This window comes from Flavisolibacter ginsenosidimutans, assembly GCF_007970805.1.
Taxonomy (GTDB): Bacteria; Bacteroidota; Bacteroidia; order Chitinophagales; family Chitinophagaceae; genus Flavisolibacter; species Flavisolibacter ginsenosidimutans.
Genome location: NZ_CP042433.1, coordinates 415,187 through 439,796 on the forward strand (window position 1 = coordinate 415,187; position 24,610 = coordinate 439,796).

A 24,610-nucleotide genomic window follows, 5' to 3' on the forward strand; every position below is an offset into this window, starting at 1 on the left:
AATGATGAATAGCGAACAAGGCGCACACGAGTGCGACGCAACGAAAGCTCAATGGGTGGGCGAATGGCTGGCTAATAAAAGAAATGATTGAACAGAAACGAAATCAGAAATTTCAAATCAGAAATTGAATATGCTTGATGCAAAAATTCCTGCAGGCCCCTTAGAAAAAAAATGGGAAGACTACAAAGGGCACGTGAAGCTGGTAAACCCGGCTAACAAACGCAAGCTGGAAATCATTGTCGTGGGCACCGGATTGGCCGGCGCTTCGGCGGCAGCTTCGCTGGGCGAACTGGGTTACAAAGTGAAAGCTTTTTGTTTTCAGGACAGTCCGCGCCGTGCACACTCTATCGCGGCGCAGGGCGGCATCAACGCAGCCAAAAATTATCAAAACGACGGCGACTCCGTTTTTCGTTTGTTCTACGATACCATCAAGGGCGGCGACTACCGTTCTCGCGAAGCCAACGTGCACCGCCTTGCCGAAGTGAGTGCAAACATCATTGACCAATGCGTAGCGCAGGGCGTTCCCTTTGCCCGCGAATACGGCGGCCTTTTGAGTAACCGTTCCTTTGGCGGAACGCAAGTGCAAAGAACATTTTATGCAGCCGGACAAACGGGCCAGCAATTGTTGATTGGCGCTTACCAGGCACTGGAAAGACAAGTGGCTTTGGGCAACGTCAAAATGTACACCCGCCACGAAATGCTGGAGCTTGTGAAGATTGACGACAAAGCCCGCGGCATCATAACACGCGATTTGGTAACGGGAGAATTGGAGCGTCATTTCGGCCATGCCGTTTTGTTGTGCAGCGGCGGTTACGGCAACGTTTTTTATCTCTCTACAAACGCGATGGGTTGCAACACCACTGCCATTTGGAAGGCACACAAGAATGGCGCATACTTTGGCAATCCTTGCTTCACGCAAATTCACCCGACCTGTATTCCGGTTACCGGTGAGCATCAATCGAAGCTTACGTTGATGTCGGAATCACTGCGCAACGACGGCCGCATTTGGGTGCCGAAGGCAAAAGGCGACAATCGCCGTCCGAGCGAAATTCCTGAAGAAGAAAGAGATTATTACCTCGAGAGAAGGTACCCGGCTTTTGGTAACCTTGTTCCGCGTGACGTGGCTTCGCGTGCCGCAAAAGAACGTTGTGATGCGGGTTACGGCGTGGGCACATCAAAGCAAGCCGTTTATCTTGATTATGCAGATGCCATTCAACGTTACGGCCACATTGAAGTCGGCAAACGCGGCTTAACCGATGCCGACGCAGCAGCGATAACATCACTTGGTAAAGAAGTGGTGAAAGAAAAATACGGCAACCTTTTCGACATGTACGAAAAGATTACCGGCGAAAATCCATACGAAGTGCCCATGCGTATTTATCCGGCAGTGCACTATACAATGGGTGGCCTTTGGGTAAATTACGAATTGATGACAAGCGTTGAGGGTTTGTATGCACTCGGCGAATGTAATTTTTCCGACCACGGCGCCAACCGCTTGGGTGCATCGGCGCTCATGCAAGGCTTGGCCGACGGATACTTCGTCATTCCGTACACCATCGGCAACTACTTAGCCGACGAAATCAGAACAAAAGAAATTCCGACTTCACATCCGGCGTTCGAAGAAGCCGAAAAAGCCGTTCGGGAACGCATTGAAAAGCTCATGAGCATCAACGGTACGCAAACCGTGGAAAGCATGCACAAGCGTCTTGGTAAAATCATGTGGGACAAATGCGGCATGGCCCGCAACGCACAAGGTTTGCAAGAAGCAATTGAGGAAATTCGGCAATTGCGCAAAGAGTTTTGGAGCGACATCCGCATTCCGGGTAAGATCAACGATTTTAATCCCGAACTCGACAAAGCAAACCGTGTGGCCGATTTCATGGAACTGGGTGAACTGATGTGCATGGACGCTTTGCAACGTGCCGAAAGTTGCGGCGGCCACTTTCGGGAAGAAAGCCAAACGGAAGAAGGCGAGGCGCTTCGTCACGATGACCAGTTTATGTATGTGTCGGCATGGGAAAACACCGGCGGCGATAACTGGCAGTTGCACAAGGAAGAATTGGTATATGACGTAGTGAAGCCGAGCCAGAGAAGTTATAAGTAAATAGCAAATTGTCGAATTAATTCTATGGAGCATTACACCATGAAACTGACGCTGAAAGTCTGGCGTCAGGAAAACAACAAAGCAAAGGGAAGTTTTGAAACCTACGAAGTGAGCGATATCTCTTCTGAAATGTCCTTCCTCGAAATGTTTGACGTGCTGAACGAACGCCTCGTTCGCGAAGGCAAAGACCCGATTGCTTTCGACCATGATTGTCGCGAAGGCATTTGCGGCATGTGCTCAATGCACATCAATGGCCGTCCGCACGGTCCCTGGCACGCCACCACAACTTGCCAGTTGCACATGCGGGCTTTTAAAGACGGCGACACAATCGTTGTTGAGCCTTGGCGGGCGAATGGTTTCCCGGTTATTAAAGATTTGGTGACGGACCGGTCATCTTTTGACCGCATCATTCAAGCCGGTGGGTTTGTCTCTGTGAACACGGGGAATGCCGTTGACGGCAATTCTATTCCCATTGATAAAAACAAAGCAGACGCTTCGTTTGCGGCTGCGGCCTGCATTGGTTGTGGCGCTTGCGTGGCGGCATGTAAAAATGCTTCGGCTTCATTGTTTCTTTCGGCGAAGGTGGCACATCTTGGCCTGTTGCCGCAAGGCCAGCCCGAACGCAACAACCGTGTGTTAAGCATGGTGCACCAAATGGACAAAGAAGGCTTTGGCTCGTGCACGTTTACCGGCGCCTGCGAAGCGGTTTGTCCCAAAGAAATTGCCATCACCAACATCTCACGGATGCACAAGGATTATTTGCTCGCGGGTTTGTCAACCGAAGAATGACCACAAATTATCAGGATTAGAAAAGATTGCCGGGATTGGAGAAAAGCATTGGCAGGACGAACGTCCTGCCTTTTTGTTTCCGCGTAGTTGTAAACAACCTTCTGTTTTCGCATCTTTCCTGTTGCTCATTGCTTGTTGCTGCTTTCGGGCCTTTGAATTCCGTCCTTTAACAATTAATCGTATGTTTCACCGTTAAAAAGCAGCATTTTTACAACGCATCCAAATCCTGAGCCGTTGCCTCACCTTCACCGCATACTGTTATTGACTCCTCTGCTTTTTTTTGCTTTTTGCAGTGAGGCGCAAAACCCTGTCAGCACGTCCAATCTTCGCATCAAAAAAATAGCCGTAAAAGATTCGGTTGTTTTGGATACGCTGAGCATCATTCCCAAAACATTTTCTATTCGCGAAGTTGATAGCAGCGCTTACCGTCTTGATTTCGTCAACTCCGTTTTATATTGGCAAACCAAGCCTTCTGCCGACAGCGTAACGCTTGTTTACCGCGTATTTCCGGCCAAACTCAATTCGCTTGTGCAGCGCTTGCGGTACGATTCCGTTGCCAAAAATTTATACATCAAACCTTATGAATTCGGTAAAGACGAAGCGGCGGCTTCTCGCGGTTTATTTGACTTTGGAAACATTCAATACAACGGAAGTTTTGGCCGTGCGCTTTCTTTTGGCAACAACCAGGATGCTGTTGTCAATTCAAATTTTCAATTGCAGTTGAACGGATTTTTAAAAGACAGCATCGAGATAGCCGCTGCTTTAACGGACAACAATCTTCCCATTCAGCCCGATGGAACGACGCAACAACTGAACGAGTTTGACCAGGTTTTCCTTCAGTTCAAAAAAAAGAACTGGCAACTAAATTTAGGCGACATTGACATCCGGCAAAGCGGCATGTACTTCCTGAATTTTTACAAACGTTTGCAGGGCATTTCGTTTCAAACTACCAATAAGATTTCATCAAATTTGCAATCATCAACGCTTGTGAGTGGCTCAATTGCCAAAGGCAAGTTCACTCGCAATGTGTTTCAGGGTTTGGAAGGAAACCAAGGACCTTATCGTTTAACGGGTGCCAACAATGAATTCTTTTTTATCGTGCTTGCTAACACCGAAAGAGTTTATTTGGACGGCGAACTTTTGCAACGCGGCGAAGACCAGGATTACATCATCAATTACAACACGGCAGAAGTGACCTTCATGCCGCGGCGCATGATTACCAAAGACAGCCGCATTCAAATTGAATTTGAATACGCCGATAGAAATTACCTCAACGCCAACCTTTACCTGAACCAGGAGTTCAACATTAACAACAAGCTTAAACTTCGCGTGGGTGCTTACAACAACAGCGACGCAAAGAACTCGCCCATCAACCAAACGTTGGATGCAAGGCAAAAGCAATTTCTTTTCAACGTCGGCGACAGCATCAACCAAGCGCTTTACCCAACGGCCGTGTTGGATACTTTTTCAACGACAAAGATTCTTTATCAAAAAGTTTACGACACCGCTGGCGGCGTGATCATTGATTCGTTTTACAAGTATTCTACCAATCCCGATTCGGCAAAATTCAATTTATCGTTTGCAAACCTTGGACAGGGAAGCGGCAACTACATTGCCGACTTCAACGGCGCAAACGGAAAAGTTTACCGCTATGTAAAACCGGTGAACGGTGTAAAGCAAGGCAGCTTTGAACCCGTTACCATTTTGGTAACGCCGAAAAAGCAACAGTTGCTAAGCTTTGCAACCGAATACCAACTTGACAAGAACAATTTGCTGAAAACGGAGTTTGCCCTGAGCAATTATGACGTGAACACCTTCTCGTCGAAAAACAAAGGCGACGATGTGGGCACGGCCGCAAGAGTGCAATACAACAATACACTCGACATCAATCCCGCCAAAAAATTGCAATTGCTTTCCACCTTCGATTACGAGCACGTGCAGGATAAATTCAAGCCCATTGAGCGTTTGCGCTTTGTGGAATTCAGCCGCGAGTGGGGCTTGCCGCTTGTGTCGAATCCCGCAACGGAAGATATTTTACGGCTGTCCTCTCAACTGAAAAATAACAACGGTGCGCTTTCGTATCAATTCATGAATTACCGGCGCAGTGATAATTACAAAGGGTATCAAAATATTTTGCAGCAGACGCTCAATGCCAAAGGCTGGACGATGAACAATCAGTTTGCAGTGACAAACTTCACTACACAAAATGATAAAGGCAGTTACATACGTCCCGTGATTGACGCCAGCCGCTTGTTCAAAAGTTTGTCTTCCATTCGCCTTGGCTTTCGTTATGCGTTGGAGAAAAATGAAGTGCGAAACATTGCAAAGGACACGGTTTCGCCCCTGAGTTTTGCTTTTGATACCTATTCTGCTTACCTGAAGTCGAACGAAGCAAAAAAGAATAAATGGGGGCTTACCTTCTTTACACGTTCCGATAAATATCCCACCGCAAAATCGCTGGTAAGAGGCGACAGAAGCTATAATACAAACGTACAAGTTGAACTGTTGGAAAGCGCCAAACACCAATTGCTTTTCAGCGCAACGTATCGTGTGTTGAAAGTGCTTGACAAGTCGGTTTCTGCGCAAAACAACGACCGCACAATTTTGAGTCGCACCGAATACAACGTGAACGAATGGAAAGGCTTACTCACCGGCAATCTTTTGTACGAACTGGGAACGGGGCAGGAGCAGCGCCGCGATTATGCTTACCTTGAAGTGCCCGCCGGACAAGGCGAATACACCTGGATTGATTACAACAACGACGGCATTCAACAATTGAATGAATTTGAAGTGGCGCTCTTTCCCGACCAGGCAAAATTCATTCGCATCTTTACGCCAACCAATCAGTACGTGAAAGCGAACTACACAACGTTTAACTATTCCATCAGCCTCAACCCAAGGGCTTTGCTCAACGACAAGAGCAAAGACTTGGGTGGATTTATCAGCCGCTTTACGGTGCAATCTTCTTTGCAAAAAAGCAAGAAGTCGCTGGCCAAAGGCGACTTTGAATTTAACCCGTTCAAGTATTCGATTTTGGACACGTCGCTGATTACAAACTCGACGCTTTTTCTGAACGCAATTTCTTTTAACCGTTTTTCAAGCGCCTGGGGCATTGATATAAGCAACAACCGCAACAGCGGCAAAGCCCTGCTCACGTACGGTTACGAGACACGCCAACTAAACGACTGGACCGCCAAGTTTCGCTGGAATCTTTCGCCATCGTTGACCTTTGACGTGAACGGCAAGAAAGGAACAAATGGCTTGTACACGCCGGCCTTTGCCAACCGCAATTACGAGCTTGCCATTACCAGCGCAGAGCCGCGGCTGTCGCTGATACACGGAACGACTTTTCGTTTGCAAGGTTCGTACAAAGTGGAAAGCAAGGCAAACAAACCGCTTTACGGCGGCGAAGAGTCGGTGTCCAACGCAATCAATCTTGAAACCAAGTACAACGTTTTGCAGAACAGCAGCATCAACGCGAAGTTTACCTACAACAACATCAGTTATACATCACCTACAGGCACGGTAAAAAATCCTTCGGTTGAATACATCATCCTTGATGCCTTGCGTCCCGGCGCCAATTATTTGTGGTCGTTGGAGTTTACAAAGAGGCTGCTGAACAACGTGGAAATAAACCTGCAATACGAAGGCCGCAAGCCCGCCGATACGCAAACAATTCACGTGGGCAGGGCGGCCATCAGGGCTTTGTTTTAGTTCAATGGACCAGAAAGTTTTACTGTGCATTTGCGCAGCGCCAACAATTCAAACGCGGGCAATTTCAATTCATGCAAGGTTGTTGTGATTACATGAAGATGCGGTTGTGATTCGCTTTTTCAATGCCTTTACTTGCGGCAAAACTAATTGTATGAAAAAAGCAGTTGCCTTTTTATCGGCGCTCATTATTGCGCTGTCGTTTACCTCTTGCAAGAAGGAGAAAGATTCCACCACCACACAACCAACGCCCAAAACCATTGCCGGTGTTTACCGCATATCGGGCCTAAAAGCGCAGGCCGGCAGCAACCCGCAAGTGGACGTTTACAACCAGCTTACCGAGTGTCAAAAGCAAGACACCTGGGGCTTTCAGGAAAACGGAACCTTTTTGTTTGGCGGCGCAGCCACGCAATCTTGCCAGGACGGTGATTTTAGCGGCACGTGGAAACTGAACGGAAAGACCTTTACCATTACTTCGCAGGCCAGCGATGACGATTATCAACTCGTGAACTTTGACGGCAAGGTGCTCGTGTTGAGCATTAGCGGTACGTTGAACAACGCCGACGCAACGTATTATGTGTCGTTTACGAAGTTTATGTGATGCTATTAGGATTTATTGTAGAAGAGGTTTCTATAACTGCCGTCGGCGTCCGCGCCGACGGCTTTGTTTGGATGCTCTTGCTGGGGAGTAAAATTAGTCTTTGTTGGAAGGGGTGATTGATGAGAGTAGAATTTTGTCTAAAGCGACACAACGGCAACTGCTTAGCGCAGTGGCGGATTTCGGGTTAATGTCGCCTAGTTTAAATACTTATGTTGATTAGTGTACTACCGATCAAAATAGATTTTGAAGCCGCCATTGCGCCAAGCAAATGTTGTACGCTGGCCTACTCCGGACTACGCTTAAATACATTTTTGTGAGCCCATTCAGCTTCTTTTTCAGGCGTTATTTGCTTTTCCTTTTTGAAATTACTAAATGTGCCGCCCGTCCAATCATAGGGCTTACTGTCCTTCAAGTATGGCCCAACTACGCCGATCATCCAGCCATCTTTAGCTGCCCAATGAGGTTGTTCGGTTTTGAACCGAAATGCGTAGTAGGTATACGTGACACCGCTATCTATTAAGTTTACCTTTTTAAGAAGCTCCAATTGCGAAGGAATCGTGTCAAGTTCAGTAGGATATTCTAACCAATTTGTCAATCGACTTTCCGCAGCTTTTTCAAAGGTGTTAAATTCGGGAGGGAAAATATCTTCTCGTTTAAACTCTTCTAACAAATCATAAAACTCAGCTCTTGTATCAGAATTTATTGTGAAAGAATCGATTTCCGCTTTTGACAGGTTTTGGTGAAAATATAATTTGTTATATAAGTTTTCAAAAACTGTACTGTCGTACTTGTCGCTTCTTGGCCGCTGAATTTTTACGACTCTTTGAACTTGACTGTTATGATTCTGTTGGTTACATGAAATCAAAACAGGTATTAGTGTGATTAAAAATGTTATGTAAGATAAAAGTCTCATAAGGCTTGCGTACAACTCATAAATATACGCTACTACGGGTATAACTTTCTATTGATTTCCAATACAAATTTATCCCTGCAAATAATTGTTGAATAGACTTCCCGAACGCACAAGTGTGCGAGGCAACAAAAGCTAAATAGTCAGGCGAACCTCTGGTCCATAAATTTTTTCACGCTGAAGATTCGTCGGTCTATTTATTTAATCTTCGTGATTAGTTGCTGAAAACTTTCTTTAAAAGATCCGTTGTGCGGGCCACAGGATCTTTGCGGATTTTTTGTTCTTCCAATCCCACCTGGTAAAAAATTCCCGAGAGAGCTTTGTCGGTAACGTAAGCCGTGAGGTCGGTGTTCACTTTTTCCTGGCTGAACGTGTTGTAAGTGGAGAAAACCGTTTTCCAATATTTAGTGGCGTTCACTTTTTGCAAAGATTGTTCGATCACAGGCCGGAAAGCTTCGGTTAATTGCGACAGGGTTTTGCCTTTTAAATAGTTCGTGGCCGCAAAATCGCCGCCTTTTAAAATGCCAAGGCCGTCCTGGATGGTAATGCCTTTGATGACGTTAATGAAAATGGGCGTTGCCGATTTGGCCGCGTCTTCCGCCGCACGGTTCATGGAAAGAATGGCGTTGTCAACCTGTTTGCCCAAGCCAATGGAGCGCAGTTTTTGCTCGACTTTTTGCGCCTCGGCGGGCATTAAAATTTTGATGGCCGCGTCTTTAAAAAAGCCGTCCACCATCGAAAGTTTGCCGGTGCTGTTGTTGGCGCCAACGTTCAGGGCTTCTTTCAGGCCGCTGATGATTTCGTCGTTGCTCAGCGAACTTTTTGTGGTGGCTTTCTGCAAAATTTTTTGCACGCCGTTTTTTCCGGTCGAATCTTTTTTCAAAATGTCTTTGAAAATCTGCGCTTGTGAAGCGGTGGCGAAAGCGAGTACGGCCAAAGAAAGAATAAGCGGTTTTTTCATGTGTAGATTTTTGTCGCAATGAAAATAAGCAGCGGGATTGAAACGTGTCGTTAAAGTGAGGGAGAAGATATTGGGATATTTGGATATTGAGATATTTCGTACTCCGCAAACAAGCAATATCCTAATATTCTCAATATCCTGCGTCTTCCGACAACGATTGCGCTGCAACAAGTAATTCCAGCTTATCTATTTATATCGGCACTCCATCGCCAATTTCGCCGCTTCGGTAACTATCCCGTGTGAATCCTTATTGTTCAACCGTAACTTGGTAATGACGCAGGAGCATAGCAATTGATCACCCAAAACCTTATGCCATGAACAAACTTTTACGCATCACCACTATTGTTGACCGCCCGGTCTTGCTGGAGAACACGGTTGAAAAACTGGCGCAGCGGCATACTGATTTTTCTTATAGCGAGAAATTTAAAACAGTATACTGGCAATCCTTCGACAGTTCTTCGGTTGAAACCTATCTTGAAGGCAGCAATGCTTTTCGCGAAGAAAACAGTGCTTGCCGTTCCTCTTTTGTTGCTCCGTTTTTGTTCACCTGCCTGCAGCAAAAAAACAAGGCATACAAATTAACCTGGAGCGTTTCGCTTTCGTAAAAACAACGAAGCGGATCAATGTTTTGTTCTTAACAACAAAAGCACTCAATCTCCAGCCTCCAACCTTCCTGTCTTAGCTTTGCTTCATGGCAATGCAAATTTCCATCTGGGAGAAAGAAACGTTTTTTGCTCATCAGGATGTGGTGATTATCGGCAGCGGTTTTGTAGGCCTTTGGTCGGCCTTCTATCTGAAAAAGAAAAATCCCAAACTAAAAATTACCGTCGTTGAAAAAGGCGTTATTCCAAGCGGCGCCAGCACCCGCAACGCGGGTTTCGCTACGTTCGGCAGTTTGAGCGAACTGGTTTGGGATGCGCAAACCATGGGCACCGATAAAATGCTGGAGGTAACCGAGATGCGTTTTAAAGGCCTCCAACGGATTCAAAAATATTTTGGCAAGAAAGAGATTGATTTTGAGCCATGCGGCGGCTACGAACTCTACGAAGAAAACATTGTTTCGACTGAAAAATTAAAAGAGAATATTGCTTACGCGAATACTTTGTTGAAGCCGATCACGTCGGCAAAAAAAACGTATCGTTTGGCCGATGAAAAGATCAGTGAACTTGGTTTCGGGAAAACAAAACACCTTGTGGAAACAAAACTGGAAGGTTACCTGCACTCGGGGAAATTGCTTCAGGCACTTTTGCAAAAAGTGCAGGGCATGGGCGTGGCGGTGATGACGGGTATAGAAATTACAAACATAAACAGCACCGATAAAAAGATTGAACTCACCACCAATCAACCTTTCAACTTTTCAACGGATCAACTCTTGGTCTGTACCAATGCCTTTACCAAAACGCTCTTGCCCGAATTGGATATTGTTCCTGCACGCGGACAAATTTTGCTCACGTCACCCATAAAAAATCTTCCGTTCAAAGGCACCTTCCATTCCAACGAAGGCTTTTATTATTTCCGCAATCTTGATAACCGTGTTTTGCTCGGCGGAGCCCGCAACAAAGCATTTGCCGACGAAGCCACAACCGATTTAGGGACGACAGATTTCATTCAGCATGAGCTGGAAAAATATTTGGCGGAAGTAATTTTGCCGCATTTTCAAAATCAATACGCAATTGAACAGCGATGGTCGGGCATCATGGCCTTTGGAGCTGAAAAAACGCCCATCGTAAAACAGGTTTCCGACAACGTATTTTGTGCGGTGCGGATGAGTGGCGTAGGCGTGGCATTGTCGCCTGTTGTTGCCCAACAAGTAGCCGGAATGATGCGGGATTAAAGTTTAATAAACCTTTGCGAAAAGCCGTCTGTGGCGATGAAATAGACGCCTGTTCTGAAAGACGACAGATTTAATTTTTGCACCGCTGTTGTTAACTGGAAGATGTGTACCTGCACGCCGTTTGCATTGAATATCCGGATTGTTTTTCCAACAGAGGCTGTTCCTAAATTCAGGCTGATTTCGTTGCTCGCAGGATTCGGGAAAACTGCACCTGACGGAGTTACGCCGTCAATGCGGGCCGCTTCTTCAAGCCAGGGTTCGCGCAAGCCTTTGCTTTGCAGCATTGCGGCCCGCGGGCCATTTGCATCAAAAGAAGCACGCATTTTTTTCTTTTGTCCCTGGGTAAACAAATTCATGCAGGCATCGGCCGTGTAGTCCATGTAATTCATGTACATGTCGCCGGTTTCGCCGTTGCTGCAAGTTGAACGAAAGCCGCTGGGACAATTGAGCGTGTAGCCACCTTGCGGCGGCGTATCGCCAATGCCGTCATCACCGCATTGCGCATCGCCCCAAATGTGTTTTAACCCAAGCCAGTGACCTACTTCATGTACTGCTGCACGTCCCATCGAATAATTGCCGCCGCGGTCAATGGTGCCGAAGGCAGCGGTGTTGATGACAATGCCGTCCTTGCCCGCATCGCCACCGGGCGCCGAGGAATAACCGGCGCCGCCAATCAAATTGCCCACCCAAATATTCAGGTAGCTTTTGCTGTCCCAGGCATCGTCTCCGTTTGTTGACGAAGATTTTATTTTGTCGTTGGAAAGCCAGTTAACCGTTGAGGTGTATTTGCGAACAATGCCGTTTGTTGCGTGTCCTTTTGGATCAGCGGTAGCAAGATAAAATTCTATACCCACATCGGCTGCAAGTGCACGAAAGCGTTCCGGCGTGTTCACGGTATCGGCGTTCAGCCGCCTGTAGTCGCGGTTCAGTGCATCAATCTGGCTTTTTACTTCGGCCTCCGAAATATTCTGTGCCGCATTGTTGTAAAGAACGTGTACGACAACGGGTATGCGAATAACGTCTTCAGCCGCGGTTCTTGCGCCTGTTAACGAACGAATGGATTGTTGTTGAAGAAAAGATTCAGTCGTTGCTATCGTCAATGCCTGGCGCGGATCAGTTGTTCTGAGTGCAGACTGATAGTCTGTACTGGCGCAACGGTCTTGTGCAATACTGAGCAAGGTGGTTAGCAAAAACAGCCATACAAATAGTGTCCTCATAGCTCCCGGTTTGAACGGTAACCACAGGCTTACGGAAATTTAAAATGGCTTTAAAAGCGATATTGGAAAGAGGGATTAGAGGAGATGGATTTTCGGCCGGTTTTAAAAGGGTAAACGGAGATTTGCCAAACATAACACCGTTTTTTGAAAAAGGCAAACTTTCAAAGCCGATTGTTCAAGTCAATTATACACATGAAAAGAGAGTGTCATGCTTTAACAGCGGGCAACGATGCCAACGCTTATTTTTGGCTTTATGAAGAAGTTTTTATTGGCGCCCGTTTTCGTTGCCTTTCTTGCAGCAGTGGGTTGCAACAACAACAAACCCGATACCGGTAACAGCGCACCCGAAACACCCAAAACGCCGGCCATTGCTTATTCGGTGGCCAATACTTACCCGCACGACACTACTTTCTTTACTGAAGGCCTTGAGTTTTACAAGGGCAAGCTGTTGGAAAGCACGGGTAATTATGGTAAATCGAAACTCGTTCAATACAATCTTGTTACCGGTAAAGTTGAACGCGAAGTGGCTCTTGATGCAAAATATTTTGGCGAAGGCATTACGGTGTTGCGCGACACGCTTTATCAACTCACGTACCGCGAAGGCGTAGTGCATGTGTACGACGCAAAAGATTTTAAAAAGATAAAAGAGTTGCCGTATTCTAACGGTGAAGGTTGGGGACTGACACACGATAGTACGTTTATCATAGGCAACAACAGTGGCAACAGCTTGTACTATTATCAACCGGGCACGTTTAAATTGGTAAAGAGTTTGGGCATTACCGAAAATGGCGAACCTGCCGTAAATCTGAATGAACTGGAATACATCAACGGCTTTATTTACGCCAATCAATGGCAATACAATTATATTTTGAAGATTGATCCGGCCAAAGGAGAAGTGGTGGCAAAGATGGATTTGAGTCCAATCGTTCAACAAGAAAAAAACCAGAATCCCAACGCCGAAGTTTTAAACGGCATTGCCTACAATCCCGAAACAAAAAAGTTTTACGTAACGGGCAAGAATTGGTCGAAGATTTACGAGCTGCAGTTTAACCTTTGATCAATTTTATTTTGAAATGATGTAGATAATCGAACTGCATTTGTCTTTGTTTGCAAAGGCAGAAAGATTCGACCGCAAACCGTTCCAGCCCGCGCCGGCCCACGATGTTTTCCCGTTCCGGTATTTGCTGCTCAGTAAACTAATGTAAAACGCATCAAACCACATGGGCTTTTTGGCAACGAGCTTTAAACCGTGCAGGCTTACCAATTTTTCAATTGCCTTCGGCGTGAAGTGATACAAGTGCCGCGGCACGTCGTAGGCTGCCCAATACCTGCGGTAAGCTTCTGCATCGCCGGACGTGTAGTTGGGTACGGCAATAAAAATTTTCCCTTCTCCTGTCAGCAGGTTTTTTAGTTGCTCAACGTAATTGTGCAAGTCGTGAACGTGTTCCAACACGTGCCAAAGCGTAACGGCATCATAACCCTTAGGTGCAAGTTGAAAGAGGACAGAAGGTTCCTCAAGTTTCAGATGGAAAAGTTGTTCGGCGTTTTTCCTTGCGCCTTCATCGGGTTCGATACCTTTTGCCTGCCAGCCTTTTTCTTTCATCACCGAAAGAAAAGCGCCGATGCCCGCGCCAACATCCAGAATACTTCCTGTACTCTTTGTGTTTTCGATAACCAACTTTGCCTTCTGCTCAAGTGTAAACTTTCGAACCCGCTGGTAAAGTTTGTTCAGCAAACCTTTGTCGGTATTGGAATGGGAAATATAATCCTGCGAAGCATAATAAGGCCCGATTGAATCTTCGTCCGGCACGTCTTGCGTAAAGCGTAGCGTACAATCGGCGCATTGCCAAATCACAAAATCTTCGTTGCTAACCGAATAATCTTTTACCGTAAGCAGCGGGTTAATTTTTGTGCTGTTGCAAACCGGGCAATGCGTGTAGTGAATACGAGACATGGAATGTGTAATGAATAATCAGGAATGAGTTGCCTTCTAAAGTTTAACCGTCTTTGCCTTTGGGAATACAAAACCTGTCGGCGGTAATTTTGAACCGCTGGCGTTTACGCTAAACTTGCCGAGATATAAAAGCAACGCAATGACAAGAAGAGAGAGAAAGAGCAGTATCCATCCGATCTGAATTGAAACAGCCCGCTTTTTTCCGTGCACAACCGTTTCCGTGCTTCGCTCAAAAACACGAGCGGAACTTACTTCCCGGTCGCCAACCAAAACAGTATGCTTTGCGTCCTGCCGGATGACTCTTTCCGCCGCTAACGGTTGCAAAGCAGGAACGGCAAGCGATAGCATTTGTGTGTCGCTTTTGATGATTCCAAGGCCTTCCCAATTAAAACCACCGCTGTTTATTTTCTGCTGCACCGTATTACCGAAAGAGTGCAGTTCGTTTTCTACGGCTTCTTTTTCCTTGTTCGCCAGGCCGCTCAAAAAAAGCAATTGGTGATCGGAAATCTCGTCGCCGTTTTTTATTTCAACAACATAAGATGGCGGTTCAATCAATTTGTCCGCAACGTTTAACCGCGGCGGCTGGTGCACAAGACAAAGCGTTCCAACGCCTGGAACGCTAACCGTTTTGTACTGCAATAAATAGTTCGTGAGGTAATTCAGCATTATTTAATTTGACCGAACGAAAGTACAACACCGGCCAAAAAGTTGAAGCCGTAAACCGGATATTGATTCCAGCGCTGATATTGCTGGTTGAGCATGTTGTTGAACTGTCCCCAGATTTTAATGTTTTTGTACACTTTAAATTCAAGGCCGGCGCTTAAATCAAAGGCGCTTCCCAAACTTCCGTAGCCGCCGCCTTTTTTCTGGTACCAGGTTCCGTCAAAAGCATAGAGTTCGCTGTTTACGTACAAATCTTTCAGTACTTGCAAGCGCAAAGTTGTCTTCCATTCGTCGGGCAACAAGCCCCAGGCTTTGGCCGCAACTTTCGGACTGTATTGATTGATTTGGAAATTAGAAATCACCGAAAATGTTTCGCCGACCGTGTAGCCCACTTCGCCGCCGATGTTCAACACATTCATGCGCGGCTCGTTGATCACCCTGAATGATTTGCCGCCGTTGATCGTATCGTTTGTAAACAAAGGTTGATTCTTGATGGTGTTGAACGCAAGCTTAGCGCTGTAGCTAAAGTGATCGCCAACGGAACCTTTAATGCCCGCATAGCGTTCTTCAATGCTTGAATTATAAACCGTTTGCGGCGCCCAAATCCAGGGGTTGATTCCTGCCTGGTATTCGAAGCCAGCGTTGCGTAAATAGCCCGTCCAGCCGGCCTGGAACGAAAAACGCTTGTCGCTTGAAACAACTTCAGCCAACAGGTTTGGAAAGAGATGCGGCTCTTTGTTGTCCCATGCCGGCCGTACGCCCGCCTGAATGTTGATGTTGGCTGTTTTGTACAAAATAGACGGAGAAATGGCGAACCAATTGTTCGTTTGCGACGATTTGTTGTGAGGCTTGTACGTGCTGATGTTTGCCGTTGCCGCAACGTCCACTTCAAAAGAATTGCCCAACGTTTTTTGCAGCGGCAAATTGATGTACGAATTGCTCTCGGAATTGCTCAAACCGTCGCTGAACGCATCAATGCTGATTTCCGGCGCATACGAAAGGCCAAGATCCGTGCGGTTAATGTTGCGCAAGGCCAGCCGTGCACGATAGGTATGATATTTCACATTGATGGAATCATCGGGAAAGGTCATGGTCTTGGGTTGAAAGCCGTACTTTTTGTATTTGTCCAACGAGCCGCCAACCCTTGCGTTCCATTCTGTGTTACCGGCTTTAAAAAAGCCGTTTAATTCCGCATTGGTGTTGCTGTAATCCTGGTACTGAATGTTGCCTTTTGACGAAGCGTGTTGTGCATAAAAATTCACGCCAGAGTTCTTTCCATCGCCAGCCGATAAACCCAGTTGCACAAAAGGCGTAGCGTAATTTCCAACACCTGCTTTTAGCGAACTTTCATTTTTCCAACGTCCGCCGGTATCTACCGCCAAAGCCAGCGGCCGTAAGCCGCCCGGCTGAAAAGCGAGGTTTAAATTCTGATCCGGTATGTTGTATTGCAATCGCGGCCTTGACGTGTCGTTTACGGCCGGCGACGCGTTGAAGTTTATTTTGGCCGCTTCCTTCAACACCGGTTTAAAGCTTGAGGTGATTCTTACTTTCTTGCCCGTTGTGTCCTGCGCCGATGCGGCAACTGCAAAGAGGAAAAGTCCCGTTGTTAAGAATGAAAACTTCATGGTTGCTTTGAACATTTGAAATCGTTTGATCGTCGTGATGTTGCAATTAAAATTTGTTTTCGGTGTTCCGAAGTACATGCTAACGGTATGTACTTGTACGTGCGTCAGCCAATTAGCTAATTGTTGCATCGGCTAATCAGCTAATCGTTCTCACATTCCCACCTTGCTGCTCTTTGCTTCTTCTGCGGTTACCGCATCCAGCTTGCTTTGTGCCTCGGCTTTCAGTTCTGCGTTTAAACTGTTTTGCACAATGCTTTGAAAGGTTGCTTTTGCGTTGAAATAATCTTTTTGCTTGAGATAAATATCGCCCAGCAAGATGTAAGCTTTCGTTACCCAGTAATCGTACGAACCGCTTTTGTTCACCACTTCAAAGGCTGCTTTCTCCGCATCAGGGTAACGGCCTGTCATAAACCAGGTGTTGGCCACTTCGTACCGGGCTTCCGCACCTACCTCCGCTTTGTTTACGGCCACAACGGCTTTAAATGCAGTCAACGCTTCATCATAATGCCCGGCAATTTGCGCCGATTTGCCAATGGCCATGTTCGCCAGCGATTTGTCATCAGACGATGCGCCTTTTTGCGCAATCAAATCTTTCGCGTTGTCAACGGCGTCGCTCCATTTCTTTTGGAGGTACTGGCTGCGCAAAAGCCCGCGCATGGCTTCTAGCCGGTTCTCCTGTCTTGAAGTGATTTGCTTCAATTGCGCATAATATCTTTCGGCTTCAGGATAGTTTTTTAGTTCAAAGAAATTAAGCCGGGCCGCTTGCAAAATTGCCGTTTCGGCAAATGTGTTCGGCGCACGACGGGCCACTTCTGCGTAGTTGCTTACTGCGTTCGCAAAGTCTTTGCGGCTGTTGTAAATCTCACCGCGATAGAAATAAGCGTTCACCGCTTTTACACCGTTAGGGAAGCGTTGCAGGTAATCGTTAAACGCTTGCAGCGCACCGTTCGTGTTGTTGTTTTCGTATTGAAGTTCTGCCGCAGAATAAGTCAAGGAATCTTCAGCGGTGCTTGTTATCGGACGGCCAGCGCTTCTTGCCACGTCGGCATATTCGCCGGGCCTTCCTTGTGTGACGTAGATTGTTTTCAGATTGTCCAACGCATCTTCCGCTTCGGGCGAATTAGGGTAAGCATTGAGCAATTGTTTATACTGCGCAATGGCTTTTTCGTTGTCACCTGCGTTGTAATACGCGATGCCTGATTTAAGATAAGCTTGTGGCTTTAAGCTCGTGTTGCCGCTTGCGTTAATGATGTTGCTCAGGTACGGAAGCGCTTCACGAAAACGGTCTTGCGCTAAATAGGTGTTGGCAATTTCCATGTTGGCATCACCCACCAAAGTTGATTGCGGAAACTTCCGGATTAAGGTGTTCAACGCATTCACTTTTTCCGTTGAATTGCTGATGCCAGCAATCATTGCTTTCTGAAAAGTTGCGTAATCTTCTGCAGGCCAGGAATAGCCGATGGCTTTATCGTACATCGCTCTTGCCTGCGAAAAGTTGCGGTTCATGTAATAAACATCAGCCGTACGTACGTAAGCGTCTTGCGTAATCGGGTCGCTGTTCAATGCTGCGCCTCTTGATAACGGTTCAAAAAATGTTTGCGCTACCGGCCAGTTTTCTTTGCGGTAATACGCATAGCCAAGATTGTATTTCACGCTTCTTTCGTTGGCTTCGCCGGAAGCCGGTGCACCGGCGCTGAGGTAAGCATTGTAATAACGAATGGCATCATCAATTTTGTTGTTGCGATAGGCCAATTCACCTTTCCAGAAATTTATGTACGGCAATACGGATGCGTTGTTCGGATCTTTCAAGGCACGATCCAGCAAAGCCTCGGCTTCGGGCAAACGTCCGTCATTGATCAACTCTGTAGCACGGCCATATAAAATGCGCGGCAAAAACCGTTTCACTGCCTGCGTGGGATTCTTGATGCTTTCTAAAAGCGTTAAGGCATCGCGGTAATTGTTCGTAATCGTCAGTGCACCTACCAGCAACTCCGTTGCTTCGTCACGGTATTGCGAATTCGGGTAATCGTTCAAAAAAGATTGCAGGTTTTTTAAGGCTTCATCCTGATAACCCAATTCAAAAGAAAGCTTGGCGTAATTGAAACGGCTGATTTCTTTTTGTGCCGGATCGCTGTTGTTGCTTGATGAAAACAAAAAGGCATTCCGGGCATTTGCTTTTTGTCCGGTTTTCAAATAAGCGTCGGCCAGCAGGTACATGGCGTGCTGACTAAGCGAATCTTCTTTTCCGCTCAGTTGCTTAAAGCCTTCAATGGCCTTTGGATAATTGTTCGCTTTGTAATAGGAATAAGACAACTCGTATAAATCTTCACGGCGTACTTTTTTCGATTTGCTTACGTATTCTTCGAGGTAAGGTAGGGCTTTGGCGTATTGCTTTTTCTCAAAATAAGCATGACCCAAAAGCTGCCGCAGTTCCAGGTCATAAAACTGCGATTTGCCGTTTTTTAATTTGTCTTCCGCGTAAGCAACGGCTTCGTCTTTCTTGCCCAGTGCGTAATTTATTTGCACGATGTAATACGGAACGATGGGTGCGTATTGTTCTTCGTTCTCGACAATGCGAAACGAAGACAGCGCATCGTTGTATTGCCGGTCGCGAAAGGCAATGAACCCGTAATAGTAATTCGCATCAATGTAATTCGGATCGTCTTTCACCTGCCTGATGGCATCCAGCAAAGGCTTTGCTTTTGCAAACTGCTGCAGGGTAAAATAAGAATAACCCTGGTGAAATTTCATGTCGGCAACCTCGCGGTTATTCAGGTTGCTGATGTTGGCGTTTTCGTAGAGAGGAATGGCTTCGGAGAAGCGTTGGTGACGAAAATAATATTCCGCCAAATGAAAACGCATCATCTCCGCACGAGCATTGTTCTTTGTCACGTCAGCATACACCTGCGCCTCCAGTTCGGCGTTGCTTTCGTTTTGTTTTAACGAGCTGACGATGGTGTAATACTCAACTTCCTGCGCTACCACCGTGCGGTTGATCTTGTCGCTTTCGGTAAGGTTTTCGCGAAGCTCTTTGAAAAGGGGATAAGCCAGGTTGTACTGTTCTTTTTGAAAATATTCTTTTGCCTGGTTAAACCGGTCTTGCGAAGACTTGATAAAAAAGGTTTGCTGCGAATAAGAAAATACGGTCGCGCAACAGCCAAGGATGGGGAGGAAAATTTTCTTCATCGTCAACTAAATTTCCGTTGTGGGATAAACGCTGTAAAGTTTCTGATTATTTTACCGCGAGCCAAACTTCGTTCCGTATGCGCTAACATAGGCAAGGTTTAACAAAAATCTGGCGACCGCGGGAATGGATTTGTTTCTGTAAACTTGCAGCCGATTTTCAATTGACTATGAAAAAATTGTTCAGCACAAGTGTTTCCGACACGGCCTTGTCCGTTGCTTTGTTTGTTCTTCGCGTAGGCGCAGGTTCCCTCATGATGATCCAGCACGGTTTTGACAAATTGCAACATTTTGCGCAGCGTTCGCACAAGTTTGCCGATCCCTTTGGCATCGGTTCAACCGCTTCCTATTCACTCGTTGTTTTTGCCGAATTCTTTTGTGCGGCTTTCGTTATTCTGGGATTGTTTACAAGACTTGCGGCTTTCCCGATTGTGATTGCCATGTGCGTAGCTCTGTTCGTTGCCAACAAAGGACATTTCTTTGGCGAAGGCGAACTTGCGGGAATCTATCTTGTTGCTTTTCTCACCATTCTCTTTGCGGGTCCTGGCAAAGCAAGTTTGGACAGATTGATTGGAAAGTGAGAAAAGTTATGAGCTATGAACGATGAATGAAAAATAACACGGTGCTAATATAGACTAACTCCAAACCGTTCATACGCTGCATTCATAATTCTAAATTCATAACTCATAATTTACTTCAGCTCGTTGAGCACCTTGTACATCTTTTGCACCAGCGACGACGAAGCACCGTTGTAATTGTTTACGATGTACGATACGATATAGCTTTTGCCGGCTTTGCTTGTGTGATAACCGCAAAAACTTTTCACGCGGTTGATGGTGCCGCTTTTCAGCTTCATGCCGTTAAACTCCGGAAAGCCGCTAAAGTAACCGCTAAACCAAGCTTGCTTTTTTGCATACTGCAAAACGCTGACCTGTGCGTGTGTGGTTACGCGGTTTAACGGCGAAAGCCCCGAACCGTCGTATGTGTGCAACTCGTTTCTATCAATACCGATGCCTTTGTTGCTCCAAAGATTTGCAATCACGTTTGCGCCGTCTTCTGATGTGAACGGGTGGTTGCTGGCAATAGCGATTCGTTTTGCAAAGGCTTCGCCGTAAAGATTGATGCTGCGTTTTAAAAACCAGTAACTCATGCTGTCGAGCGGCGGCGAAACTTCGGTATGAAAAACGGTGAGTTTACTTGCATCGTAATTGCTTTGTGAAACCGTTTCATCTCTGCCTTCTTTTGCAATGCCGCGCCGTGCAAGCGAATCGGTTAGCGTGGCAAGAAATTGTCCGTTTGGTGATGGCATTGCACCCGATACAACAAACCTTTCTTCACCGGCCGGAATGGTTCCGCGTACAACAAGTGCTGATGTTGTTACCGGAAAATAAATGACGGAATTGTCGCCCGTGCCTTTGGCTGCGGCTTTCAGTTTTGATGTAATGCTGTAATCGTAAAGCGCCGGCTTTGTACCCGTAATTAAAACAGAATCGCCAATGTTTTTGCCCGATTTTAAAATCAAATCGTATTGGTTTTCCCGCCAGTTCAGCGCCGTTGCGCCGGCTCCGTAATAGTTGCCGATGTCTTCCCAAATCCAGCCGCCCGGAATGGCTTCTTCGTCTTTGCCGCTTTCATCAATTGAAAATCCATTAAAAAATTGAATGCCCGTTTGCGCAAGCCCTTTCACAATGCGCCGCGTTACCGAATCTTCCGTCGTGCTTTTCCAACGCCAGCTTCCAAGCGTAGGATCGCCAGAAGGAAGAACAACAATGCTTCCTGCTAACCGTCCTCTTTTTATGCCGCTGTAATAACCAAATTTTGTTTGAAAGCGAAAGTCTTTTCCAAGGACTTCATATGCAGCAGCAGCAGTAATAATTTTTTGCGTTGATGCGGGTGCGAGACCAATGCGTGAGTTCCTGTCGAAGACAACCGCACCGCTTGATTCATCAATGACGTAGATGGAAGCAACAGCGCTTTGAAGTTGCGAATCGGCTTCAAATGTTGACCATGCTTTTGCAAGATTATCACTTGCGGTTTGTGCGTGGAGTTGCGATGAAAGACAAGCAACAATCAACAGCCAAAACGTTCTTTTCATCCTTTTGTACATTGCGCTAAAATAAAGGCTTTCCATCATGCACGAAGTGACCGCGAGCATCATTACCATCGGCGATGAACTTTTGATCGGGCAAACCATTGATACCAACAGCGCTTACATTGCACAGGAATTAAACAAGATCGGCGCATGGGTGCGCCGCCGCGTGGCCATTGCCGACGACAAAGAAGCCATTCTTACAACGCTTGGCGATGAAGCAAAACAGAGCAACATTCTCATCATTACCGGCGGTCTCGGTCCAACCGCAGATGACATTACAAAACCCGCGCTTTGCGAATACTTCAACACGGAATTAATACGCGACGAAGGCGCAACAACAAACGTTGAAAATATTTTTCAAAAATTAGCAAGACCGATAACTGAACGCAATCTTTCGCAAGGGCTTGTGCCCGCAAACTGCGAAGTATTGCCGAACGGGAGAGGAACAGCACCGGGCATGTATTTTAATCAGGAGGACGTACACTACTTTTCGCTTCCCGGTGTGCCGCACGAAATGAAAGGACTGATGCAAAGCGGTGTGTTGCCAAAAATAAAATCAGTCTTTCGCTTGCCCGCGGTTGCGCACCGAACCTTGTTGACGGCGGGCATCGGCGAATCGTTTTTGGCGGATACAATTCTGGACTTTGAAACGGCTTTACCTGCCTATGTCAAGCTTGCATATTTACCGGCTTACGGTATGGTGCGCTTGCGCTTGACTGCAAAAGGTGAAGACGAAGCGGCAATCAAAAAAGAAGTGGACGAAAAGTTTGCCGAACTAAAATCGCTGGTGAAGGAATGGATGGTGGCCGATGAGGACATACCAATACAGGAAGCGGTGGTGAAACTGCTGAAAGAAAAGGCGAAAGCGGTGGCAACGGCCGAAAGCTGTACGGGCGGAACCATCGCAAGTTTAATAACGTCCGTTGCGGGTTCGTCGGCGGTGTTTAATGGCGGCATTGTTTCTTATGCAAACGAGGCGAAAAAAGACATGCTTGAAGTGAAAGAGGAAACGCTGACAAGCGTTGGCGCGGTGAGCGAAGAAGCTGTAACGCAGATGGCAATAAGCGCCTGCAAGAAATTAAAAACCGATTATGCCGTGGCTACATCGGGAATTATGGGGCCGGATGGAGGCACACCAGAAAAACCGGTTGGCACCGTTTGGATTGCCGTAGCGAACAAAGAAGGGAAAGTAAAAGCGCAGAAATCCAACTTTCGTTTTGACCGTGGCCGCAACGTGGAATTAACCGTGCACACGGCCTTGAACATGCTGCGCAAGGCCGTGCTGGAAGACGCGGAAAACGATTAACTGCGTTTGCTTATTTTTGGGCGCTGAAAAATTTCAGCGGAACGATTGCTTGCTATTCATTTTGCTTCCACTTTTTGTTCAGCATTGTTCTGAACCCTGAAGAGTGCGACGCAACGGACGCTGATAGTAGCAATGCCGCTGGGTTCAAAATGTAAAACGTAGAATATAAAATCTAAAATGTAAAAGGCGGAGCGTTTGACCGAAAGAACCCCGAACCTCAAACTTCAAACCTCAAACTTATTTATGGCGACTGTTGACCTGGTAATGCCGAAGATGGGCGAAAGCATCATGGAAGCAACGATTTTAAAATGGCTTAAAAAGCCCGGCGACGCGGTAAAAATGGACGAAACCGTGCTGGAAATTGCTACTGACAAAGTGGACACGGAAGTGCCCTCGACGGCGGAAGGCGTGCTGGATGAAATTCTTTATAACGTGAACGATGTTGTGCCGATTGGAGCGGTGATTGCGCGGGTGAGAACGGGAGCGGATAGTCAACAGTCCGCTGTCAATGGTCCACAGACAACGCCGCAAACCGAAACTTCTTTTCAGCATTCCACCGAAAGCCAAAAACCGGTAAACGAACAACGGCCAACGGCCAACGATCATCGAACAGCGGCCAGCGAAGCCTCGAACGATAAACTACAAACCACAAACAAATTTTATTCGCCGCTTGTGCTAAACATTGCCGCACAGGAAGGCATCAGCATGTCGGAGTTGGAAAACATCCCAGGCACTGGTGCAGAGGGCCGCGTTTCAAAGAAGGACATTCTACAGTACGTAAGCCACAAGCGCAGCGACAAAGTTGGCGAACCGGCTGAAAGAGTTGAACACGCCGAGCACAAAGCACAACACGAAACGCGGCAGGAGATGGTGATCCCAATAGAGAGGGTGGAACAAAAAGAAGGGCCGCAGAACAACCAGCTTGCAACTTACACCGGCAACGTGGAGATCATTGAGATGGACCGCATGCGCAAGCTTATTGCCGACCACATGGTGCGCAGCAAACACACGTCGCCGCACGTCACATCGTTTACCGAAGCCGACGTAACCAACCTGGTGATGTGGCGCGAAAAAGTAAAGAAGGATTTTGAAAAGCGTGAAGGCACGAAGATCACGTTCACCCCTTTGTTTGTTGAAGCGATCATCCGTTGCATCAAACGCTTTCCGCTTATCAACAGTTCGGTTGACGGCAACAGGATCATTGTCAAAAAAGACATCAACATTGGCATGGCTGCGGCCTTGCCAAACGGCAACTTAATTGTCCCCGTGATTAAAAACGCCGATGGTTATAATTTGGTTGGCTTGGCCAAGCAAGTGAACGGTCTGGCCGACAATGCACGCAACAACAAACTAAAACCGGAAGATATTTCCGACGGTACGTTTACGCTGACAAACGTTGGGACGTTCGGAAGCTTAATGGGCACGCCGATCATTAATCAACCACAAGTGGCGATACTGGCCGTTGGCGCCATTAAAAAACGCCCGGTGGTGATTGAAACGCCGCAGGGCGATAGTATTGCCATCCGCCACATGATGTATTTGTCCATGAGTTACGATCATCGCATTGTGGACGGAAGTTTGGGTGCAACGTTCTTAACGGCTGTGGCGAATGAGTTGGAAAGGTTTGATGTGAACCGGCAGTACTAAGGCGGAAAGTTTT

General features: G+C 46.7%; 18 protein-coding genes. 10 read left to right on the forward strand and 8 right to left on the reverse strand.

Annotated features, from left to right (window positions below; genetic code table 11):
- Nucleotides 1-130: 130 nt before the first annotated feature.
- The 4 genes from FSB75_RS01580 to FSB75_RS01595 all read left to right on the forward strand — a co-directional run bounded on the left by FSB75_RS01580 (nt 131) and on the right by FSB75_RS01595 (nt 7,205).
- Entirely contained in the window at nt 131-2,104 is a 1,974-nt protein-coding gene (locus FSB75_RS01580) for a fumarate reductase/succinate dehydrogenase flavoprotein subunit (RefSeq protein ID WP_146781751.1), read from the forward strand.
- 24 nt (nt 2,105-2,128) lie between these two features.
- Nucleotides 2,129-2,893, forward strand: a complete 765-nt coding sequence (locus FSB75_RS01585) for a succinate dehydrogenase/fumarate reductase iron-sulfur subunit (protein WP_146781752.1) — start codon at nt 2,129-2,131, stop codon at nt 2,891-2,893.
- 234 nt (nt 2,894-3,127) lie between these two features.
- Entirely contained in the window at nt 3,128-6,607 is a 3,480-nt protein-coding gene (locus FSB75_RS01590) for a hypothetical protein (protein ID WP_227990741.1), read from the forward strand.
- Between the two features lie 151 nt (nt 6,608-6,758).
- Nucleotides 6,759-7,205 carry a lipocalin-like domain-containing protein gene (locus FSB75_RS01595; RefSeq protein ID WP_146781754.1) on the forward strand — a complete coding sequence of 149 codons (447 nt, stop codon included), beginning with the start codon at nt 6,759-6,761 and terminating at the stop codon, nt 7,203-7,205.
- A 283-nt stretch (nt 7,206-7,488) separates the two neighbouring features.
- On the opposite strand, the gene FSB75_RS01600 is transcribed toward FSB75_RS01595, so the two are convergent.
- Nucleotides 7,489-8,118 (reverse strand): hypothetical protein, encoded by a 630-nt coding sequence (locus tag FSB75_RS01600; protein ID WP_146781756.1) that lies wholly within the window; start codon nt 8,116-8,118, stop codon nt 7,489-7,491.
- Between the two features lie 211 nt (nt 8,119-8,329).
- Nucleotides 8,330-9,076: a DUF4197 domain-containing protein gene (locus FSB75_RS01605; RefSeq protein ID WP_146781758.1), complete on the reverse strand. Its 747-nt coding sequence runs from the start codon at nt 9,074-9,076 to the stop codon at nt 8,330-8,332.
- A gap of 314 nt (nt 9,077-9,390) precedes the next feature.
- On the opposite strand from FSB75_RS01605, the gene FSB75_RS01610 reads away from it, so the two are divergent.
- Both FSB75_RS01610 and FSB75_RS01615 read left to right on the forward strand, forming a co-directional pair.
- Nucleotides 9,391-9,681 (forward strand): hypothetical protein, encoded by a 291-nt coding sequence (locus tag FSB75_RS01610; RefSeq protein WP_146781760.1) that lies wholly within the window; start codon nt 9,391-9,393, stop codon nt 9,679-9,681.
- 86 nt (nt 9,682-9,767) lie between these two features.
- Nucleotides 9,768-10,910: an NAD(P)/FAD-dependent oxidoreductase gene (locus FSB75_RS01615; protein WP_146781762.1), complete on the forward strand. Its 1,143-nt coding sequence runs from the start codon at nt 9,768-9,770 to the stop codon at nt 10,908-10,910.
- Here the strand turns inward: FSB75_RS01615 and FSB75_RS01620 are convergent.
- Nucleotides 10,907-12,127, reverse strand: a complete 1,221-nt coding sequence (locus FSB75_RS01620; protein WP_146781764.1) for a M43 family zinc metalloprotease — start codon at nt 12,125-12,127, stop codon at nt 10,907-10,909. The genes FSB75_RS01615 and FSB75_RS01620 overlap by 4 nt on opposite strands.
- Before the next feature lie 253 nt (nt 12,128-12,380).
- Between FSB75_RS01620 and FSB75_RS01625 the strand changes: the two genes are divergently transcribed.
- Nucleotides 12,381-13,184 carry a glutaminyl-peptide cyclotransferase gene (locus tag FSB75_RS01625; protein WP_172623035.1) on the forward strand — a complete coding sequence of 268 codons (804 nt, stop codon included), beginning with the start codon at nt 12,381-12,383 and terminating at the stop codon, nt 13,182-13,184.
- A 6-nt stretch (nt 13,185-13,190) separates the two neighbouring features.
- Here FSB75_RS01625 and FSB75_RS01630 read toward each other — a convergent pair whose 3' ends face one another.
- The 4 genes from FSB75_RS01630 to FSB75_RS01645 all read right to left on the reverse strand — a co-directional run bounded on the left by FSB75_RS01630 (nt 13,191) and on the right by FSB75_RS01645 (nt 19,555).
- Nucleotides 13,191-14,081: a class I SAM-dependent methyltransferase gene (locus FSB75_RS01630; RefSeq protein WP_146781768.1), complete on the reverse strand. Its 891-nt coding sequence runs from the start codon at nt 14,079-14,081 to the stop codon at nt 13,191-13,193.
- 36 nt (nt 14,082-14,117) lie between these two features.
- Nucleotides 14,118-14,747, reverse strand: a complete 630-nt coding sequence (locus tag FSB75_RS01635) for a hypothetical protein (protein ID WP_146781770.1) — start codon at nt 14,745-14,747, stop codon at nt 14,118-14,120.
- Nucleotides 14,747-16,384: a TonB-dependent receptor gene (locus tag FSB75_RS01640; RefSeq protein WP_146781772.1), complete on the reverse strand. Its 1,638-nt coding sequence runs from the start codon at nt 16,382-16,384 to the stop codon at nt 14,747-14,749. The genes FSB75_RS01635 and FSB75_RS01640 overlap by 1 nt, the downstream gene beginning before the upstream one ends.
- 135 nt (nt 16,385-16,519) lie before the next feature.
- Nucleotides 16,520-19,555, reverse strand: coding sequence for a tetratricopeptide repeat protein (locus FSB75_RS01645; RefSeq protein ID WP_146781774.1), 3,036 nt, complete (start codon nt 19,553-19,555; stop codon nt 16,520-16,522).
- Between the two features lie 167 nt (nt 19,556-19,722).
- On the opposite strand from FSB75_RS01645, the gene FSB75_RS01650 reads away from it, so the two are divergent.
- Complete coding sequence (locus FSB75_RS01650; RefSeq protein WP_146781776.1) at nt 19,723-20,133, forward strand: DoxX family protein; 411 nt, start codon at nt 19,723-19,725, stop codon at nt 20,131-20,133.
- Between the two features lie 110 nt (nt 20,134-20,243).
- On the opposite strand, the gene dacB is transcribed toward FSB75_RS01650, so the two are convergent.
- Complete coding sequence (gene dacB / locus FSB75_RS01655; protein ID WP_227990742.1) at nt 20,244-21,647, reverse strand: D-alanyl-D-alanine carboxypeptidase/D-alanyl-D-alanine endopeptidase; 1,404 nt, start codon at nt 21,645-21,647, stop codon at nt 20,244-20,246.
- Nucleotides 21,648-21,684: 37 nt separating this feature from the next.
- On the opposite strand from dacB, the gene FSB75_RS01660 reads away from it, so the two are divergent.
- Nucleotides 21,685-22,950 (forward strand): competence/damage-inducible protein A, encoded by a 1,266-nt coding sequence (locus FSB75_RS01660; protein WP_146781778.1) that lies wholly within the window; start codon nt 21,685-21,687, stop codon nt 22,948-22,950.
- Between the two features lie 243 nt (nt 22,951-23,193).
- Nucleotides 23,194-24,597, forward strand: coding sequence for a dihydrolipoamide acetyltransferase family protein (locus tag FSB75_RS01665; protein ID WP_146781780.1), 1,404 nt, complete (start codon nt 23,194-23,196; stop codon nt 24,595-24,597).
- Nucleotides 24,598-24,610: the final 13 nt, after the last annotated feature.

Bases quoted from the DNA above. Each gene is read 5' to 3' on its own strand.
- FSB75_RS01580 (WP_146781751.1), top strand. From the start codon at position 131: ATGCTTGATGCAAAAATTCCTGCAGGCCCCTTAGAAAAAAAATGGGAA.
- FSB75_RS01585 (WP_146781752.1), top strand. From the start codon at position 2,129: ATGGAGCATTACACCATGAAACTGACGCTGAAAGTCTGGCGTCAGGAA.
- FSB75_RS01595 (WP_146781754.1), top strand. From the start codon at position 6,759: ATGAAAAAAGCAGTTGCCTTTTTATCGGCGCTCATTATTGCGCTGTCG.
- FSB75_RS01600 (WP_146781756.1), bottom strand. From the start codon at position 8,118: ATGAGACTTTTATCTTACATAACATTTTTAATCACACTAATACCTGTT.
- FSB75_RS01605 (WP_146781758.1), bottom strand. From the start codon at position 9,076: ATGAAAAAACCGCTTATTCTTTCTTTGGCCGTACTCGCTTTCGCCACC.
- FSB75_RS01610 (WP_146781760.1), top strand. From the start codon at position 9,391: ATGAACAAACTTTTACGCATCACCACTATTGTTGACCGCCCGGTCTTG.
- FSB75_RS01615 (WP_146781762.1), top strand. From the start codon at position 9,768: ATGGCAATGCAAATTTCCATCTGGGAGAAAGAAACGTTTTTTGCTCAT.
- FSB75_RS01620 (WP_146781764.1), bottom strand. From the start codon at position 12,127: ATGAGGACACTATTTGTATGGCTGTTTTTGCTAACCACCTTGCTCAGT.
- FSB75_RS01625 (WP_172623035.1), top strand. From the start codon at position 12,381: ATGAAGAAGTTTTTATTGGCGCCCGTTTTCGTTGCCTTTCTTGCAGCA.
- FSB75_RS01630 (WP_146781768.1), bottom strand. From the start codon at position 14,081: ATGTCTCGTATTCACTACACGCATTGCCCGGTTTGCAACAGCACAAAA.
- FSB75_RS01635 (WP_146781770.1), bottom strand. From the start codon at position 14,747: ATGCTGAATTACCTCACGAACTATTTATTGCAGTACAAAACGGTTAGC.
- FSB75_RS01640 (WP_146781772.1), bottom strand. From the start codon at position 16,384: ATGTTCAAAGCAACCATGAAGTTTTCATTCTTAACAACGGGACTTTTC.
- FSB75_RS01645 (WP_146781774.1), bottom strand. From the start codon at position 19,555: ATGAAGAAAATTTTCCTCCCCATCCTTGGCTGTTGCGCGACCGTATTT.
- FSB75_RS01650 (WP_146781776.1), top strand. From the start codon at position 19,723: ATGAAAAAATTGTTCAGCACAAGTGTTTCCGACACGGCCTTGTCCGTT.
- dacB (WP_227990742.1), bottom strand. From the start codon at position 21,647: ATGAAAAGAACGTTTTGGCTGTTGATTGTTGCTTGTCTTTCATCGCAA.
- FSB75_RS01660 (WP_146781778.1), top strand. From the start codon at position 21,685: ATGCACGAAGTGACCGCGAGCATCATTACCATCGGCGATGAACTTTTG.
- FSB75_RS01665 (WP_146781780.1), top strand. From the start codon at position 23,194: ATGGCGACTGTTGACCTGGTAATGCCGAAGATGGGCGAAAGCATCATG.